Origin of the sequence: Stenotrophomonas sp. AG209 (assembly GCF_003550055.1) — a bacterium.
Lineage (GTDB): Bacteria > Pseudomonadota > Gammaproteobacteria > Xanthomonadales > Xanthomonadaceae > Stenotrophomonas.
Genome location: NZ_QXDB01000002.1, coordinates 324,830 through 340,460, shown reverse-complemented (window position 1 = coordinate 340,460; position 15,631 = coordinate 324,830). Strand labels below are relative to the sequence as shown.

The 15,631-nt window shown below is 68.3% G+C and carries 18 protein-coding genes; 7 read left to right on the top strand and 11 right to left on the bottom strand.

Annotation, left to right across the window (positions count from 1 at the left end):
* Positions 1–33: 33 nt before the first annotated feature.
* Both DFO63_RS13155 and DFO63_RS13150 read right to left on the bottom strand, forming a co-directional pair.
* Positions 34–510 carry an EF-hand domain-containing protein gene (locus tag DFO63_RS13155; protein WP_049443792.1) on the bottom strand — a complete coding sequence of 159 codons (477 nt, stop codon included), beginning with the start codon at positions 508–510 and terminating at the stop codon, positions 34–36.
* Positions 511–610: 100 nt separating this feature from the next.
* Positions 611–1,255 carry a DoxX family protein gene (locus DFO63_RS13150; RefSeq protein WP_049443790.1) on the bottom strand — a complete coding sequence of 215 codons (645 nt, stop codon included), beginning with the start codon at positions 1,253–1,255 and terminating at the stop codon, positions 611–613.
* A 341-nt stretch (positions 1,256–1,596) separates the two neighbouring features.
* On the opposite strand from DFO63_RS13150, the gene DFO63_RS13145 reads away from it, so the two are divergent.
* From DFO63_RS13145 to DFO63_RS13120, 6 genes are all read left to right on the top strand, one after another.
* Positions 1,597–2,391, top strand: coding sequence for an alpha/beta hydrolase (locus DFO63_RS13145; protein WP_049443788.1), 795 nt, complete (start codon positions 1,597–1,599; stop codon positions 2,389–2,391).
* Between the two features lie 3 nt (positions 2,392–2,394).
* Positions 2,395–2,940, top strand: coding sequence for a redoxin family protein (locus DFO63_RS13140; protein WP_049443787.1), 546 nt, complete (start codon positions 2,395–2,397; stop codon positions 2,938–2,940).
* Between the two features lie 58 nt (positions 2,941–2,998).
* Complete coding sequence (locus tag DFO63_RS13135; RefSeq protein ID WP_049443785.1) at positions 2,999–3,739, top strand: response regulator transcription factor; 741 nt, start codon at positions 2,999–3,001, stop codon at positions 3,737–3,739.
* Positions 3,736–5,049: a HAMP domain-containing sensor histidine kinase gene (locus tag DFO63_RS13130; RefSeq protein ID WP_101765097.1), complete on the top strand. Its 1,314-nt coding sequence runs from the start codon at positions 3,736–3,738 to the stop codon at positions 5,047–5,049. Before DFO63_RS13135 ends, DFO63_RS13130 begins: the two co-directional genes overlap by 4 nt.
* 128 nt (positions 5,050–5,177) lie before the next feature.
* Positions 5,178–6,188 carry a hypothetical protein gene (locus DFO63_RS13125; RefSeq protein WP_049443781.1) on the top strand — a complete coding sequence of 337 codons (1,011 nt, stop codon included), beginning with the start codon at positions 5,178–5,180 and terminating at the stop codon, positions 6,186–6,188.
* An 81-nt stretch (positions 6,189–6,269) separates the two neighbouring features.
* Positions 6,270–7,529: an MFS transporter gene (locus DFO63_RS13120; RefSeq protein ID WP_049443779.1), complete on the top strand. Its 1,260-nt coding sequence runs from the start codon at positions 6,270–6,272 to the stop codon at positions 7,527–7,529.
* A 4-nt stretch (positions 7,530–7,533) separates the two neighbouring features.
* On the opposite strand, the gene DFO63_RS13115 is transcribed toward DFO63_RS13120, so the two are convergent.
* Entirely contained in the window at positions 7,534–8,481 is a 948-nt protein-coding gene (locus DFO63_RS13115) for a nucleoside hydrolase (protein WP_119007264.1), read from the bottom strand.
* 150 nt (positions 8,482–8,631) lie between these two features.
* Here DFO63_RS13115 and DFO63_RS13110 point away from each other — a divergent pair, with 150 nt between their 5' ends.
* Positions 8,632–8,952, top strand: a complete 321-nt coding sequence (locus DFO63_RS13110; RefSeq protein ID WP_049443777.1) for a hypothetical protein — start codon at positions 8,632–8,634, stop codon at positions 8,950–8,952.
* 92 nt (positions 8,953–9,044) lie between these two features.
* On the opposite strand, the gene DFO63_RS13105 is transcribed toward DFO63_RS13110, so the two are convergent.
* From DFO63_RS13105 to mdcC, 8 genes are all read right to left on the bottom strand, one after another.
* Positions 9,045–9,764 (bottom strand): GntR family transcriptional regulator, encoded by a 720-nt coding sequence (locus tag DFO63_RS13105; RefSeq protein ID WP_012510388.1) that lies wholly within the window; start codon positions 9,762–9,764, stop codon positions 9,045–9,047.
* Positions 9,765–9,820: 56 nt separating this feature from the next.
* Positions 9,821–11,188 carry an SLC13 family permease gene (locus DFO63_RS13100; protein ID WP_005408510.1) on the bottom strand — a complete coding sequence of 456 codons (1,368 nt, stop codon included), beginning with the start codon at positions 11,186–11,188 and terminating at the stop codon, positions 9,821–9,823.
* 104 nt (positions 11,189–11,292) lie between these two features.
* Positions 11,293–12,213, bottom strand: coding sequence for a malonate decarboxylase subunit epsilon (mdcH, locus tag DFO63_RS13095; protein ID WP_119007160.1), 921 nt, complete (start codon positions 12,211–12,213; stop codon positions 11,293–11,295).
* Positions 12,210–13,067 carry a triphosphoribosyl-dephospho-CoA synthase MdcB gene (gene mdcB / locus DFO63_RS13090; protein ID WP_119007159.1) on the bottom strand — a complete coding sequence of 286 codons (858 nt, stop codon included), beginning with the start codon at positions 13,065–13,067 and terminating at the stop codon, positions 12,210–12,212. Before mdcB ends, mdcH begins: the two co-directional genes overlap by 4 nt.
* Positions 13,064–13,705, bottom strand: coding sequence for a malonate decarboxylase holo-[acyl-carrier-protein] synthase (gene mdcG / locus DFO63_RS13085; protein ID WP_119007158.1), 642 nt, complete (start codon positions 13,703–13,705; stop codon positions 13,064–13,066). The genes mdcB and mdcG overlap by 4 nt, the downstream gene beginning before the upstream one ends.
* Positions 13,698–14,408, bottom strand: coding sequence for a biotin-independent malonate decarboxylase subunit gamma (gene mdcE, locus DFO63_RS13080; protein WP_119007157.1), 711 nt, complete (start codon positions 14,406–14,408; stop codon positions 13,698–13,700). The genes mdcG and mdcE overlap by 8 nt, the downstream gene beginning before the upstream one ends.
* Complete coding sequence (locus DFO63_RS13075; protein ID WP_119007156.1) at positions 14,405–15,313, bottom strand: biotin-independent malonate decarboxylase subunit beta; 909 nt, start codon at positions 15,311–15,313, stop codon at positions 14,405–14,407. Before DFO63_RS13075 ends, mdcE begins: the two co-directional genes overlap by 4 nt.
* Positions 15,310–15,630 (bottom strand): malonate decarboxylase acyl carrier protein, encoded by a 321-nt coding sequence (mdcC, locus tag DFO63_RS13070; RefSeq protein ID WP_100471609.1) that lies wholly within the window; start codon positions 15,628–15,630, stop codon positions 15,310–15,312. Before mdcC ends, DFO63_RS13075 begins: the two co-directional genes overlap by 4 nt.
* Position 15,631: the final 1 nt, after the last annotated feature.

Below are 15,631 nucleotides of genomic sequence, written 5' to 3'. Positions count from 1 at the left end.
GCCGCCTCGGAGGCGGCGCCGCTTGAACGTCGATCAATCGGCGACGCGGGAGAACAGGCCCTTCGGCATCGGCTTGCCGTTGGCGGTGTAGACGCTGCGCAGGTAGTCGTGTGCTTCCTGCTCGCTGATGTAGCCGTCGTGGTCGGTGTCGATGCGGTCGAACTCGGCGGCACGCTTGGCGGCCACGGCGTTGAACTCGGCACGCGAGACCCGGCCATCGTGGTCGCGGTCGGTGCGGGCAAACGAGGCGTCGCCGCACTTGCCTTCGCCACACTGGCCCTCGGCCACCTTGGCCTTGCCGGCGGGCTTGCCGGTGGCGGTCTTGTTGGCCCCGCACTTGCCTTCACCGCACTTGCCTTCGGCGGCAGCGCTCATGGCCACGGCACTGATCGCCAGTGGCTGGATCGCTGCGGCCTGGCCGGCCAGCAGCAGGCCACCGGCCAGGGCGATGCCGATGGCACCGATGCGCGGCAGGCGGGAGGAAGGGGTGTTCTTGGTCGAGACGGACATGGTGGTGACTCCTTGGGAAAGCACGCGGGGCGTGCGGGATGGACGCCGCTTGAAGGCGACGGAAACGAAGGGTAGAAGCGCGGTGAAGGGGCGAAGCGGATCAGGCGTTGCGGCGACGGCGCAGTACGTAACCCACCAGCAGCACACCGCCGAGCAGGGCGCCGCCGAAGCCGATGCCGGGCAGCAGCGAGGCAACCGGCAGCAGCAGGGCGATCAGGCTGACGCCCCAACCCAAGCCGTCATTGCCAACGGGGGCGTGCTGCGAGCCGGCCAGCAGACGGTCGACGCTGAGTGCGCCACCGCCGTTGAGGATCAGTGGCAGCAGCATGGCCAGGAACAGCAGCGGCAGCTTGAAGTTGCCGTAGCCCTGGTCGGTGATCGCATAGCCCTGCCAGAGTTCGCCCAGGCCGTTCCATTGGTCGGGCCAGTGCACGGCGGCGATGGCGACCACGGTCAGCACCCAGAAGACGTAGGCCACTGAGCGCGTGGCCAGGCCGAGCAGCAGCATCACCGCACCCACCAGTTCCAGCCAGGTGGCAAGCTGCCAGTTCAACGACGCGGGCAGGGTGGAGAACGGGAACGGGAAGCGGCCTTCCAGGTCGGCGAACCAGTTCTGGCCGCCCAGCTTCTCGCGGCCGGATTCAAAGAACTCCCAGGCCAGCAGGGTGCGCAGCGCCAATGGCGAGAGCCAGCGGCCGACGGCGTCCAGGCGGGGGGTATACACGGAAGAGGCGGTGCTGATCATGGTGGTGTCCTGCGGGCCAGTGGTCGATGGAGGCCATTTCAGGCGGCGCAGGTATCGGCAACGTGTGCCGTTGCCCGGGGTTTTGTCAGCGACTGTGGCCGCGGCGAGGTTTCGTACAGTCAGATACAAAGACGATGCGTTGACGCACATCGGGGCGTTGCGCGCCCGCGTGCGGGGAGCGATATCCACCCGGTAGCGCCCGGCCGGGCCCGGCGGCCGCATGTATCCCACTGTAGAAACCCGCCTTCGCCCTACACTCCGGTACAACTCCGTGCCGCCGAGAAACAGCGCCGATACACCGGCAGGCGGAAATGGCCACTCCCAACACCGGAGTGCCACCCATGATCCGTACCTCGTTGCTTGCTGCCGCTCTTGCCCTTGCCGGCACCGCGGCTCCCGCCTTCGCTACCCAGGCCGATACCGCTGCACCGCCCACCGTCATCCTGGTGCACGGCGCGTTCGCCGATGGCTCCAGCTGGAGCAAGGTCATCAGCACGCTGCATGACTGGAAGCTGCCTGCGGTGGCCGTGCAGAATCCGCTCACCTCGCTGGCCGACGATGTTGCCGCCACCCGTCGTGCGATTGCCGCTGCACCCGGCAAGGTGGTGCTGGTCGGCCACAGCTGGGGCGGTACGGTCATCACCGAGGCGGGCAATGACCCGAAGGTGCAGGCGCTGGTGTACGTGGCGGCCTTCGCACCGGATGCAGGGCAGTCTTCGGCGCAGCAAGGCGAAGGTTTCCCGGTCGGTCCGGGCCTGGCCCGCCTGCAGGAGAGGGATGGCTACCTGACTTTGCCGGCCGATGCGATCGCCCAGGACTTCGCGCAGGACGTGATGAAGAAGTCGGCTGCGCTGCTGTACAGCACCCAGGTCCCGCTGAAGGCCAGCGCGCTGGGCGAGGTGGTGAACGTTGCGGCGTGGCGCAGCAAGCCGAGCTGGTACGTGCTCAGCCGTGACGATCGCATGCTGTCGCCGCAGCTGCAGGCCGCCACCGCAAAGCGCATTGGCGCGCAGCTGCAATCGATCGGCAGCAGCCATGTGTCGCTGCTTTCGCATCCTGCGCAGGTGGCCGACAGCATCCTGGAAGCGGCAGGCGTGAAGCCCGCCGAACTGCCGCTGGCCGAGCAGGGGGGCTGAGCGATGGCCGCACTGCGAGGGTATGCACTGCTCCTGCTGCTGGGCCTGCTGGGTGGAGCTGCGCTGTTGCTGGCATGGCCCGGCGCGGATGCTGGCGCGCAGCCGCTCGACGCAGCACCGGTGGCGGGGTTCGACGGTGGCGGGCCATGGCACAACAGCCCACCGCTCACACTGAAGCAGTTGCGGGGGCAGGTGGTGCTGGTCGAGTTCTGGACCTACACCTGCAGCAACTGCCTCAACGTGGCGCCGTATGTCCACCAGTGGCATGCACGGTACGCGCCGCAGGGCCTGAAGGTGATCGGCGTGCATACGCCGGAGTTCGCCTATGAAGGGCTGCCCGGCAACGTGCGCAGGGCCATCGCACGGTTGGATATCACCTGGCCGGTGGTGCAGGACAACCAGTACCGGATCTGGAACGCCTGGGGCAACCGTTTCTGGCCCGCGCTGTACCTGCTCGACCGGCAGGGGCGGGTGGTCTACCGCCATTACGGCGAGGGCGACTACGCACGTACCGAAAGCGAGATCCAGCGCCTGCTGGCCACCCCCTGAGCCGCGCTACCATGGCCGCGCCGCGCGGCGCTGTCCCCCTGCCTTCATCGAGAACGCAATGAACCCTGTACCGCACATCCTTGTCGTCGACGATGACAGTGAGATCCGCCAGATGCTGGCCGACTACCTGCAACGCAACGGCCTGCGCGTGAGCCAGGCCGACGGTGGCCGGGCCATGCGCGCACTGATGGATACCCACGCGGTGGACCTGGTGGTGCTGGACGTGATGATGCCCGGCGAAGACGGCCTGAGCCTGTGCCGCAACCTGCGTGCCGGCAAGCATCGTGCGGTGCCGGTGGTGCTGCTGACCGCACGCGACGACGAGACCGACCGCATCATCGGCCTGGAAATGGGCGCCGACGACTACGTGACCAAGCCCTTTTCCTCGCGCGAACTGCTGGCACGCATCAACGCGGTGATCCGTCGCACCCGGATGCTGCCGCCGAACCTGCAGGTGAGCGAAGCCGGTCGCCAACTGGCCTTCGGTGCCTGGCGGCTGGATACCACCGCACGCCATCTGCTGGATGCACAGGACACCGCGTATCCGCTCAGTGGTGCCGAGTTCCGCCTGTTGCGCGTGTTCCTCGATCACGCCAATCGGGTGCTCAGCCGTGACCAGCTGCTCAGCCTCACCCAGGGCCGCGATGCCGAACTGTTCGACCGCTCGATCGATCTGCTGGTCAGCCGCGTGCGCCAACGGCTGGGTGACGACGCACGCGAGCCGACCTACATCAAGACCGTGCGCAGCGAAGGCTATGTGTTCAGCGTGCCGGTGCAGTTGCTGGGGCCGGACGAATGAACACCGGCGCACGCCGTCCACGCTGGCCGCGCACGCTGTCGGCGCGCCTGCTGCTGGTGCTGCTGGGTGGATTGGCGCTGGCCCACGCACTGTCTTTCGGTCTGCTGTTCTTCGAACGCTACCAGTCCACCCGCAGCATGATGCTGCGCAACCTCGATGAAGACGTGGCCGTGAGTGTCGCGTTGCTGGAGCACCTGCCCGCGGACCAGCGCGATGCCTGGGTGCCGCGGCTGGAGCGGCGCACCTACCGTTACCTGCTGCGCCCGGCTGCGGCCGGGCCGGGGCTGCAGACCGATCGTGCACGCCAGGTCACCGCGATCATCGACGACAGCCTGCAGCATCGCTATCCGTTGCAGGCGCGCCAGGTGGCTCGCCTGCCGGAGCGGTTCGAGGTGGAACTGCGCCTGCATGACGGCACACCGTTGACCATTGAAGTCACTCCGTCGGGCCTGCCGCTGGCGCGCTGGCTGCCCGCCGTGCTGCTGGTGCAGCTGGCGCTGTTGCTGGTGTGCGCATGGCTGGCGGTGCGCCTGGCCATGCGCCCGCTGCAGCAGCTGTCGCATGCGGTGGAACAGCTGCAGCCGGGCAAGGACGGGCCGGCACTGCCTGAAGATGGTCCTGCGGAAGTAGGCGGTGCGGCGGCCGCACTCAACGCGCTGCAGGCACGCATTCGTGGCCATGTCAGTGAGCGCCTGCAGATCCTGGCCGCGATCTCGCACGACCTGCAGACCCCCATCACGCGCATGAAGCTCCGGGTGGAGACCCTGCCTGAAGACAGCACCCAGCAGCGGCTGCTGGCCGACCTCGACCACCTGGGTCAACTGGTGCGTGAGGGCGTGGCCTATGCGCGCAGCAGCCACGTCGCCAGTGGCGCGCCGGTGTCGATGGACCTGGGCGCGTTCCTGGCCAGTGTGGTCGGCGATTACGAGGACATGGGCAAGCCGGTCAGTGGTGGTGCGCCCGCTGGACTGGTCGTGCAGACCTGGCCGCAGCCGCTGCGCCGGGTGGTCGGCAATCTGGTCGACAACGCGTTGCGCTACGCCGGTGCCGCCGAGATCGAGGCGGGCCGCGATGAGGCCGGAAGGGTGTGGATCGGAATTTCCGACCGTGGCCCCGGCATTCCCGAGGGCCAGCTGCAGGCAGTGCTGGCGCCGTTCCACCGGCTGGAAAGCTCGCGCAACCGCGATACCGGCGGTACCGGCCTGGGCCTGGCCATCGCGGTACAGCTGGCGCAGTCGCTGGGCGGCTCACTGCGGCTGCACAACCGCGAGGGCGGCGGTTTGCGGGCGGAGCTGCAGCTGCCGGGGTAATTGGCGGGGTCGGATCCCTTTGCGGGAGCAAAGGGCTCTGACCCCGATGTGGGATTTGCGACGTTCCTGCATGGCACCGGGATCGGCGATCATCTCCAGCGAGTGTTGAAACCAGGGAGCACCACGCAATGCAGGGACGCCGTTCTTCAATCTGGCACGCACGCCGTGTCGCGCTGCTTATCAGCGCAGGGTTGCTGGTGGCCTGCCAGCGCTCGCCGGAGGTATCGGCCGAACACGCGCCTGCAGACCCACCGGCGGTGATGCCGACCGCCACCACCGATCTCTCCCCGCTGCTGGATGCCCTGCCGACCTGCGCGCTGGATGGCTGGTACATCGATCAGCAAACCGACCGCCCGGCGCACTCCTGGTTGGCTGCGAACGCACCAAAGCCGTGCAAGGAGGACGAGGAGAACGAGATCGCCACGTTCTGCGTGCAGGGGCAGTGGAAGGGGCTGCCGGTGGAAGAGGTGATCCTGCCGACGATGACGTTCGTCTCGTTCCGTGGGGCCAGGATCGGCCTGCCGTTGGAGAAGGCGCGTTCAATCGCCCGCCAGCACCTGGGGCAGGACTTCCCGGGGGGCGCGGCTTACGAAGCGGGGCGCGAGCCGAAGCTGCTGGCCGACCCGGAGGATGCGCAGCGTTCGTGGCTGCTGTGCAGCACCCCGGAACTGGGCCACGACGTGGACAGCGAGGGAAGCATCAGCTATTCCGGCATGAACCTGCCCTACGACCACGACGGTTGCAGCTACCGCTACAGCCCGGTCGACTTCTGCGATGCGCAGCACCGCGCCGCCATCGAAGATGCCCTCCAGCACCAGAAACCCAATTTCAACCAGCACTATCTGCTGGTGCAGGTTGATGATCGACCCGAGTACTTCCAGCGTACGCTGGTGCTGGTCGATACCCGCACGGGCAGGGCGACGCCACTGCCGTTCGATGCCTTCACCGGGCCGGCAGGGAAAGGCGGAGATGCTACCGGCTACGGGACACTGGAAACGGGCGTGGACCAGCAGCAGTTCTGCCTCGATGGCGCGTTGCTGGTCTACCGCGTGTTCGAGGAAGGGCGCTTCTGTTTCGGCTTTGACGGTGAGCGTTTCACCGGCCATGAAACCCAGTACATGCAGGCAGCGGATAGCTGATGACCGGCATTTCACCCCGTCCATGCCACGCTGCGCGGAACCTGTACATCCGGGATCGAGGCTGTTGAAGGCGAATACGCAATGACCGCGGCGCGGCAGCGCTCGATGTGGGTGGCGGGCCTGTCCACGGTGGTGGAGTGGTACGACTTCACCCTGTACCTGTACTTCGCCACGGTCTTGTCGCGCGTGTTCTTCGGCGGCGGCGAGCAGGCGCTGCTGGTCACCCTGTCCGGCTTCGCGGTGTCCTACCTGATGCGCCCGCTGGGCGCGCTGTGCTTCGGCCACCTGGGTGACCGCCTGGGCCGGCGCTGGATGCTGCTGGCATCGATGGCCTTGATGGCAGCGGCGATGCTGGCCACCGCACTGCTGCCGACAGCGGCCACCGCAGGTACCACGGCGGGCGTGCTGCTGCTGGTACTGCGCTGCGTGATGGCGTTTTCGGTGGGCGGTGAGTACACCGGCGTGGTGGCGTACCTGCTGGAAAGCGCACCGGCGCGGCGACGTGGCCTGGTGACCTCGCTGGCCTCGGCCGCCAGCGAAGTAGGCGCACTGCTGGCGGTGGCGATCTCGGCGCTTACGGTTGCGCTGCTGCCCACCGCACAGCTGGACAGCTGGGGCTGGCGTATTCCGTTCTTCGTCGGTGCGGCATTGGCACTGGTGATCCTGGTCGCGCGCTCGGGCATGCACGAGTCGCCGGAGTTCGAGCGACAGCGCCGCGAGGGCAGCATTCCGGCGACACCGCTTCGCCATGTACTGCGCAACCATCCGCTGGCGGTGGCACGCACCTTCGCGATCTCGGCGCTGGGCTCGATCACTTATTACGTCGGCATCACCTATGTACCGGCATTCCTGCATGCGCAGGGTCATGACGAGGGTGACGCACTGTGGCTGTCGACGATTGCGGCGGTGGCGGTCATCGCGATCACGCCGCTGTGTGGTGCCTTGTCCGACCGCGTCGGGCGGCGGCCGATGCTGCTGGGCCTGACGGTGCTGGCAGCGCTGTTGCCGTTGTCGCTGTTCGCGTGGATGGCGCAGGCGGCGCCGTTGGGCATCGCGCTGGCCGCGGTACTGCTGGCCTGCGTGGCCGGTGGGGTAAGTGCCGTTGCTGCGCCGGCCACGGCCGAACAATTCCCGGGCGAGGGCCGGGTCAGCGGGCTGGCACTGGGGGTGACCATGGCCACCGCCTTCTTCGGCGGCGCAACGCCATGGCTGGCGCAATGGTGGGTGGAGCGCAGCGGCTGGGCAGCGGCGCCGGGCGCGATGATCGCGCTGGTGGCGGTGCTGGTGCTGCCGGTGCTGTGGACCCTGCCCGAGACGGTCCCGGGCAGGGCCAAGCGCTAGACGGTCAGACTTTCAGGGTCTGCTCGATGTCGGCCAGTACCGCGGCCGCATCCACGCCGATGGCAATCGACTGCACCACGTGGCCGTCCCACACGCTGGGGCCGAATGCCAGGCCTTCCGGCTTGGGAATGGTCATGCCGCGGGCGACGCCGTCGGTGGCCACGCGCACGCTGGCGCGCTCGAACTGGAACAGTTCCGGGCGGGTCAGCGCGATGCACGCGCAGCAGTCATGCACGACCATGCCCTTGTGGCCGGCCTGCAGGTAGAAGTCGACGTAGTCCTGCGACAGCGCACGCACCAGCTCGGCATCGACACCGCCGATCGCAGCCAGCGTGTCCAGGCCGTCACGGTCCATTTCCACACGCGTGGTCACGTCCAGGCCGATCGCGGTGACCGGCCAGGTAGCGGTGAACACCACGTCGGCGGCTTCGGCATCGCCCCAGATATTGGCCTCGGCGGCCGGGGTGATGTTGCCGTTGACGTGGAAGGCGCCGCCCATGATCACCACGCCGCGCACCAGGCCGGCGATGTCCGGGGCCTGCTGCAGGGCCAGGGCCAGGTTGGTCATGCGGCCGACCGCGACCAGGGTCACTTCGCCCGGATGGGCGCGGACCAGGTCGATGATCAGCTGATGGGCCGGGCGCGCATCGGCAGCCACGTCCAGGCTGGCCGGCACCGGGTGGTTGCCCAGCCCATTGTGGCCGTGGATGTGCACCGGCCAGGCCTCCGGGGTGGCTTCCGGCTGCAGCGGGCCTTCGGCGCCACGCGCGACCGGGGCGGCAAAGCCCCAGGCCTGCTTCAGGTACAGCGCGTTGTGTGTGGTCGACTCCACCGAAGCATTGCCGAAGGTGGTGGTGACGCCGACCAGGTCGATCTGGGCGTGCTTGTGCAGGTACAGCAGGGCCAGGGCGTCGTCGACGCCCGGGTCGGTATCGAAAATGACTTTCAGCATGTTGTTGTTCTTCTTCTTCCGTGTGGTGCGGGGGGCGCCGGCGGCCACGGGGCAGGCCGGCGCGCCCTACATTGTCCCATCTTCATGACAGGCAGGGCCATTGCCGGGGTGGCAGGCCATAATGCCCCCGTCCAGGCACGGAGCCTCCCTATGCTGATCCTCGCGGTACTGCTGGTCCTGCTGGTGCTGGGCCTGAACGTGGTGGCCACCGTGGTGATCGCGCAGCGCGACGGCCTGTCGACGGGCGGCCGGACGGTGCAGCTGCTGCTGGTCTGGCTGCTGCCGCTGGTCGGCGCGATCCTGTGCATGGCGGTGGCCACGGCCGATGGCTCCGGCAGCCGGGGGGAGGGCGGCGCAAGCTACGACAGCTCAGGTGGCTATTCCGGTGACAACCAAAGCCATCACAGCCACAGCAGCGCCGACTGCAGCAGTGATGGTGGTGGGGGTGACGGCGGCAGCTGCGGCGATTGATGAGACGCTTCTGGATGCCGGCCAGCGGCCGGCACTACCCAGCCGAGGTCGCGCCCTGGTAGTGCCGGCCGCTGGCCGGCAACCTCGACAGCTCAGCCGCCGCCTTCGGTCGGCAACGGCGCCGGCACGTTCAGAAGCCCGCCCGCCGCCACATAGGCGGCCAGCGCCTGGCCCTGGCTCAGCAGATGGCGTTCCATGGTGCGTTCGGCAGCCTGCGCGTCGCGGCGGCGGAAGCATTCCATCAGCTCGCGGTGTTCGGCCAGCGACTGCGCGGTGCGGCCGGGGGTCAGCAGCTGGCGGCCACGGTGCATCTTCAGGATGCGGTGCAGGTCGTGGGTGATGCGGATCAGCCACGGGTTGCCCGCGTAGTGCTGCACGGTTTCGTGGATCAGGTAGTTGTTGCGGTAGTACTCGGCGATGTTGCCCTCGGCCGCCGCCGCTTCCATTGCTGCATGCAGGTCTTCCAGCTGCTGCACGCCGGCATCGTCGATGTGCTTCACCGCCTCATGCGCGCAACGGCCTTCCAGCATCGCCATCACCGGGAACAGCTGGTTGAGGTCTTCCAGCGTCAACCGGGTGACGCGGCTGCCACGACCGGCATCGATCTGCACCAGGCCTTCGGCGGCCAGCAGCTTCAGCGCCTCGCGCAGCGGCGTGCGGCTGATGCCCAGTTCTTCGCACAGCGCGGGCTCGTCGATCCACTCTCCCGGCGGCAGTCGGTAATCGTAGATGCGCTCGCGCACGTGCTCGGCCACCTCTTCATACAGAGGCGCGCGCTTCTTCGGTGACCGCGGGGCAGGGGCAATGGCCATGCGCAGAGTGTAACGCCAGGTCGCGCCGGCCAGCGGCCGGCACGTCCCGATGGCGGTTACATCCAGCCTGGCACCACGAACACCAGCCAGGCCAGCAGCGGTCCGAGCGCAACCACCAGGCCGCTGTAGACCAGGAAGCGGCGGAAGAGGGTCTCGCGCTCTTCCTTCGCTGCCGAGGCCACCACCAGTGCGCCATTGGTCGAGAACGGGCTGACATCGACGATGGTGGATGACACCGCCAGCGCGCAGATCACGCCGGCGGCGCTGAGGTGGCCCTGCATCAGGAACGGCACCGCCAGTGGAATCGTCGCGCCCAGCACCGCTGCCGATGATGCAAATGCGGAAACGATTCCGCCGACGTAGCAGACCAGCAGCGCTCCGAGCAGCGGGATGCCGATGTCGGAGACACCGTTGCCGATGAAGTCCACCGCGCCGGCATGTTCCAGCACGCCGATATACGTCACCACGCCGCAGATCAGCAGCACGGTGGACCAGCTGATGCCATCGACCGCACCCTTCTGGCTCTGCGGGGACAACAATGCCAGTGCCACCGCCACGGTGATCGACACCAGGCCGACGTTGAGGTTGTAGATCAGTGCGGCCACGCCCAGGCCCAGCAGGCCGATCAGGGTGAACAACCGCTCGCGGGTCAGGCTCACCGCATCCAGTGCCGCCGGATCATTGCTGAGCGTGCCGCCGCCTGCTGCGACCAGCGCGCCATGGCCTTCGATCGCGAATTGCCGCGACGACGCCTGCGGGCCACCGGCCATCGCCAGCTCGGCATTGCCGAGCGTTCCTGCTGCGGTGATCGAGCCACGGCGCAGCAGCGCGATGCCACCGAAGGCGAAGAAGCAGATCGTCGCCATCATGAAGTTGAAGCCCAGGCTGGTCAGGAACACCGCCATCTCGGTGACTTCCAGCCCGGCCTTCTGCACCACTCCGTTGGTGATGCTGCCGTACACGCTGATCGGCGAGAAGCCGCCCGCTTGGGCACCATGGATGACCAGCAGGCCCATCATCAGCGGATTGATGTTGTACTGCTTGGCAAAGCGCAGCGCGACCGGGCCGATGATCGCGACCGCTGCCGGGCCCAGCGCACCGAACGCGGTGAGGACCGCGGTGATCACGAACATCACCCACGGAATGGCCACGATATGGCCGCGCACCGCTTTCACCGCCCAGTGCACCAGCAGGTCGATGGTGCCGTTCTTCTGCGCGATGGCGAACAGATAGGTGATGCCGACCAGGGTCAGGAACAGATCGCCGGGAAAGCCGGCCAGGACTTCCTTGCCCCCCATGTCGACCCACAGCCCGCCGATGATGAAGGCCAGCGCGAAGGCGACGGCTCCCATGTTGATCGGCATCGCGGTGGCGACGATGAACATGATCACCAGACCGATGATCGTTGCGATTTGTGGACTCATGCGCCCTCCCAGACACGTGACTCACGTACAGCGCGGATGGAGACCCGCCATCCCGGGGTAAGGCGACGTACGGCGTGTTGCGTGATACGTACTGCTCGAACCCGCTATTGCAGCCGCTCCAGCGCACTGCGGACCCAGCCCGCGGCGCCTTCAAGGCTCTGGAACTCTTCCACCGCGCGCACCTCGCAGCACGGATAGGCCGGCGCGACGATGCGCGCCAAGGCGTTGCCCGGGCCCAGCTGCAGGAACACCCGCGCGCCACGCTCGAAGGCCTGGCGCATCACCTGCGCCCATTCGATGGTCTGTGCCAGCTGCGCCGACAGCGTGTGCACCACTGCGGCGCGGTCCCGTACCGGGCGGGCATCGATGCCGGCCAGCAGGGGCAGCCGCGGCGACTGCACCTGCGCTGCTGCCAGGACGGCGGCGAACGGTGCCACTGCGTCGGCCAGCAGCGGCGTGTGCGCGGGCACATGGACCGGCAACGGGCGGATTTCCGCGCCGCACGCGCGCGCGTCTGCCGCCAACGCGTGCAGCGACCGCCATGCCCCCCCCACGATGAAGTGGTCGTGGCCATTGGCGATCGCGATGAAGGCACCATGCGTATCGCACAAGCGCTGCGCGGCAGTGCGGTCCAGTCCCAGGACTGCCTGGAGCCCGGCATCTTCCGGGATTGCGGCATCCATCAGGCGCGCGCGCTGCGCGGACAGGGCCAGGCAGGTGGTGGCATCGAAGCTGCCGGCGATGGCATGTGCGGCGAGCTCTCCGATGCTGTAGCCCGCGATCACCGTCGGTGTTGGCAAGACGTCGCGCAGGCCCTGCCAGTGAGCCAGGCTGGCTGTGCACAGCAGGGGTTGCGCCCGCACATTGTCGAAGCGGTCGTCGGCCGCGGCGGCGGAAAATACATCGCGACCCAGCAGTTCGCCCGTGGCATCGAGCACCGGCCGCGCGGCAGCAAGGCCGCGTACGCGATCGAACATCGCCGGATGCTGTGCACCCTGTCCGGGGCAGAGCAGGGCAAGGCTCATGTGCCCTCCTGCTGCAACAGGAACAGGCTGCAGGCAAGCAGGTCGGCGCTGCCACCGGGGCTCAGGTGACGCGCAACGAAGGCGTCGGCGATGTGCTGCAGGCGTGGCTGCCAATCGTGTGCGAAGGCACCACCTTCGGCCAGGAAGCGGTGGGCCTGCTGCTGCGCCCAGCCCAGGCCTTCCGCACCACCGCGATGCAGCAGGTTGAGGTCGTCGGTGTGGGCGACCAGCTGCATCAGCGTGTGGCACATCGCGGCCTCGCGCGTCAGCCCATTGGCCAGCACATGGCGCAGGCTGGGCAGCGCCACCTCGCGCAACAGCGGGTAACCGGCGGCGGCCTGTTCGCGCACGCCCGGCACCTTGTGCAGGACGCGCGCACGTTGGCCCGGGCTGCCTGCATCCAGCGGCGCACGTGCGAAATCCGCAGCCCAACGACGTACCTCCAGGCAGACCTGCTCACCGGTGGCGGCATGGCCCAGGCGGGAACGACAGGCCGCGGCGGCCGCCACCAGCAGGCCGAGGCTGAAGATCGCACCGCGATGGGTGTTGATGCCGGCGGTCGCGCGCAGCATCGCCGCTTCGGCGGCAATGCCACACCGGCGCAGCGCATCGAAGCCCGCCCCATCTGCACCGAGGCGGGCCACGGCGGTGAAATAATGGCGCAGCGCGAACAGGCTGCGCAGGAACGTGCCCGCATCCATGTCGTGATGGCTGCCGCGGTCGAACGGTGTGACCAGTCCCGGTTTGGGTGCCAGGGCCAGTTCTGCATGCAGGCTGGCAACGGCGAGGCGCCCCAGGCGCGCGCAGTCCACGGCCGCTGCCGGCCGGACAATCGGTTGCGCGACGGCGTTCATGCGCTCACCCCGGCGGGGGCGAACACGGACTCGCGCAGTTCCAGTGCGGCGCCTTCCGGGCGCTTGACCAGTATCTCGCGGCCGCGTCCCGCGTACTCCCGCCAGTTCACGGCGGCGCCGTCGGCCAGGCACAGCTCGCCATCGACCCGGCGACCGTATCCGGCTTCCCATGCCTGCAGCTTTGCAGCCAGGGCATCGGCCTGCGCGGTGGTGTCGATCCGCCACAGCAGATCGATGTCCGAGCGCGCGTGCACATAGTGCAGTCCAGTGAGGTACTGCCAGGCAAACGCTCCGAATACGCGTGCCTCTGCGATGTCCTGCAGTGCCTGCAGGGGGCGCTGCCAGTCCTGCACAAGGTCGCCTTCCAGCACCGTCTGAAGTGTCGGTGGCGGCGCGGTGCGCATCACATCGTGTGCCGGCACGCGCAGGGCCAGGCGCAGTTTGCCCTCGGCGGGGGGCAGCGGTACGCCGAGGCGCAGGCGGGGATCGGCATCGTCGGCGGCGCGCCGGGCGACGATGGCCGGCAGACCCTGCGCAAACCAGTCGGCCAGGCGCGGCTCATGCGCAGAGATGTCCGCCTGCCAGCCGGCGTGCGCTGACAGCCAGACCAGCGTATGGCGGGGCAGCCGCTCAGGCATCGCCCTGGCTCACGGTTGCAGCCACGCGTGCGGCCAGCATGCGACCGCCACGTTCGGCGCCGCGCACGGCGCGGCGATCGCCATCGGCGGGCGTACGCAGCGCCTGAAGCAGGTGCGTGGCCAGATCGCCATCCCATAGCGATTCCACCGCACCCATCGCCACGTAGTTCTCCACGCCCGGTGCGAACACCGGCGAGGTCTGGCTCAGCGCCTGCAGTTTCTCCAGCGGCTGCTTGGTCACCCGGGCCATCGCGCGCAGGTCCATCACCCGCACCTGGGCGTCGGGCAGGGCGTGGATGTGGTCGGCCATCAGCCCGAACGACAGGAAGCCGCCGCTGACCGACTCGCCATAGACCAGCGTCACCAGCCGTGCACCCCGTCGGCGTGCCAGATCCAGCGTCTGCGCCAGGTGCGCGAAGTAACCGTTGATGCCAAGCAGTTCGTCACGGCGTGCCAGGCGTTGGCCGGCGGTGTCGACCAGCATCACGATCGGACGCTGTGGATGCGCGGCGGTGCTGGCCAGCACGGTTTCGGCCAGTGCCAGTGCGTGGTCCACGCCCACCTCGAGCTTGTCGGCGGTGCCGATCACGGTCACCTCGCCGTCGTCGGTGGTGGCGGTTCCGGTCAGTACCGAGTCCTCCACGGCAACGGCGTGACCACGCGGGAACAGGGCATCGAGCAGCGCGTGCAGCGGAAGGCTCATGGCAGGCTCCGATCGGCAGTGGCGGCGAGGAAATCGTCGGTGTCCAGCAGCGGCAGGCGCTCGGGTTCGGTGATGCCCTGCAGCGACCAGATCTCAAGACCATCGCGGCACCCGCCCCACGCCTGCACGCGCGCCTTCAGTGCGGCATGGCGAGCCTGCAGGGCATTCAATGCAGCCTCGGCATCGGTGCTGGCGGTGTCCGGTTGCAGCGCATCGAATGCCGCCTGCGCAAAGGCCTCGATGGCATCGGGCACGAGCACCTGTGCCTGGTCAATCAGATAGCGGTGCTTGCCTCCCGTTACCCGCCAGACCAGCGCGCGATCGCGGGAATCGAACTCTTCCACGCCGCGTACGGTTTCGATCACCTCCGGCCCGGACAGCGACAGCCGGCCTTCCTCGGACATGATCACCGTGCTGCAGCAGCGGGCCACGATGCCCATGCCACCGAATGCGCCGTTGCCGCTGCCGATCAGCGCCAGCACGGGGACGCCCGCAGCCCGCGCATCCAGGGTGGCGCGCATGATCTCGGAAATGGCGATCAGCCCCGCATTGGCCTCGTGCAGGCGCACGCCGCCGGTATCGAGCAGCAGCAGCACACCGTCAGGTCGGGTTTCCGCTCCACGGTGCAGCAGCCCGGTCAACTTGGCGCCGTGCACCTCGCCCACGCCGCCGCCCATGAATTCACCCTGCTGTGCGGCCAGCAGCACGCGTCGGCCGCGCAGTGTGGCTTCGCCGACAACGATACCGTCGTCGAACGCCGCGGGCTGGTCGAGCTGTGCCAGGTGCGGGCTCATCATCCGCCGCGCCGGGCCGAGGAATTCACGGAACGAGCCGGCGTCGGCCAGGCCGGCGATGCGCTCGCGTGCATCGGCTTCGTAGTAGCTGTGGCGCTGCTTCGGGTTCATCGTGCATCTCCCGCGAGCAGCGTTTCCACCGCCTGGTCCAGGCGCAGGCTGACCACCGCCGGGGTGGCGCCGGCGTCGTTGATCGAGATGCGTACATCGCGCAGCGGATGGCGCTGTGCGAAATCGCCGATCACCGCTTCCCAGACGCGGCCAAAGCCCTGCGCGGCGGTGATGATGCGCACCGTCATCGCGCCATCCAATGCCGCCGGTTCCAGCAGGATTTCCAGGTTGCCCGAGGCCAGTACGCCGACCAGTACCGCATCGCGCGGGAACTGCACCGGGGTGCGTCCTTCGAATCGATAGTCGAGGGTTTCCATG